Source organism: Pseudomonas sp. (assembly GCF_026224925.1).
Lineage (GTDB): Bacteria > Pseudomonadota > Gammaproteobacteria > Pseudomonadales > Pseudomonadaceae > Aquipseudomonas.
Window position 1 is genome coordinate 1 of record NZ_JAMFRV010000269.1, and the last position, 1765, is coordinate 1765.

2 protein-coding genes are annotated in these 1765 nt (G+C 56.7%); both read left to right on the forward strand.

All coding sequences use genetic code 11. From position 1 onward, the window contains the following. On the forward strand, window positions 1-556 hold a 556-nt coding region (locus M0974_RS11785; protein ID WP_297836423.1), incomplete at its 5' end, for a hypothetical protein. After that, the coding region (locus M0974_RS11790; RefSeq protein ID WP_297836425.1) for a histidine kinase dimerization/phospho-acceptor domain-containing protein at window positions 532-1765 on the forward strand (1234 nt) is incomplete at its 3' end. The genes M0974_RS11785 and M0974_RS11790, both read left to right, overlap by 25 nt.

The window sequence follows — 1765 nt, forward strand, 5'->3', positions numbered from 1 at the left end:
GCGTGCCGGTCTTGTCGAAGCAGATCGTGTCGACGCGACCGAGCGTGACCGCCTGCATGTGCTGACCAGCATCGTCTCAAACGATATTCAGAGCAATCTGACAACGGTAAGCCTGACGTTGGAAAAGGTGATCAAGGATTATCTGGTAGCACCTGGGCGGCTACATTCTCCAGACGGTTTGACGCTACGCTTGGAAGCACTGCAGACAGCCATACAAGGCACGTGTGTTTTTCTCGTGCTGGATGCCAACGGTCAAGTTACGGCGACCTCAGAACCTGCCTTGCTAGGCAAAGATTTACGTAACGAAACCTACTTTAAGCTTGCCAGGGATAATCCTAGCGAGCGTACTTTGTATGTTTCCGCACCTTTCCAGTCGTATAAGGAGGGGGGTGGCTTGGTTATCACCGTCTCCCGGATGGTGCGCGGCACGCACGGTGAATTTGCCGGGCTGATGGTCGCAGGGCTTAATCAAGACTTCTTCACTGACTCTTTTTGCCTGTCGGCTACGCGCCTGATGCTTGGGGCTTCGTGGTGCATAGCGACGGTCGGCTGTTGATCAATTTCCCGACGAGGGCAGGTATCGATGGTCGCGACGTCAGCCAGCCGGGTACCTTTTTTAGCCGCCATATTCAAAGTGGGCAGGTAGAGAACGTGCTGACCGGGGTGGTACGCGGCACCGGTGAGCAACGGTTAATGACGTTGCAGACCGTCCAGCCTGCTTCCTTAAACATGGACAAGGCAATCGTGGTGGGGCTCAGTCGCTCACAGGCGGCTATTGCGCAGCCGCTGCGACGCCAAGCCCTGGTCTACGGATTGCTCTATGCCGGCATCGCGTTGGTTTGCTGCGGCGGGCTGTTTTGGGTACAAAAGCGACGTGCTTATGCTCAGTCATTGGCCGACGATCTGGAACGCGAGCGGCGCGAAACGGATGAGCGCACCAAACACAATCAGGTGCTCAGCGAAAGCGAGGCGCGTTTTCGTACGCTGATTGAAGACGCGCCGTTAGCGGTTGCGATTCTACGGGGCGGCTATTTTGTGTATTCCAACCCGCGTTATCGCGACCTGCACGGTTATTCAGCCGGAGACGACCTGACGGGTCTGCCCTGGAGCGCCATGATTTCGGCGGAATCTCGCGCACTATTGCGCGAGCAAGAGGCTTTGATCATCGCGGACTCGCCGATTGAGCAAATGTTCGAAGCGCAAGGACTCGGCAAGGAAGGCCGTGTAGTGCCGGTCTTCAAGACCACCGCCCGCGTTCAGTTACTCGATGGACCGGCCACGCTGATCTTCGCGCAGGACATCTCTGCCCAGAAACACGCCGAATCGGCCTTGTTGCAGGCGCGCGATGCAGCGCAAGCTGCCAACCGCAGCAAAGCCGATTTTCTGGCCAACATGAGCCACGAGATCCGTTCGCCACTAAACGCCATCCTGGGCCTCGCTTACCTCTTGGGGCAGGCTCGACTCAATCTCGACGCTCACGGCATGGTGCGCAAAATCGTGGCGTCGGGACGCATGTTGCTGAACATTATCAATGACATTCTGGATGTGTCCAAAATCGAAGCCGGCCACCTGTTAATCGAGCGTGCGCCGTTTCGTCTGAATGATGTGATCGACAACCTCGCCGTCACCATGGGCCTCACTGTGGCGGACAAAAATATCCATTTGATCATCCAGCCGCTGCCGGCTGGCGTTTCGTCTGTGATGGGCGATGCCTTGCGGCTGGAGCAGGTGTTGAATAACTTGACGAGCAACGCCATCAAATTCA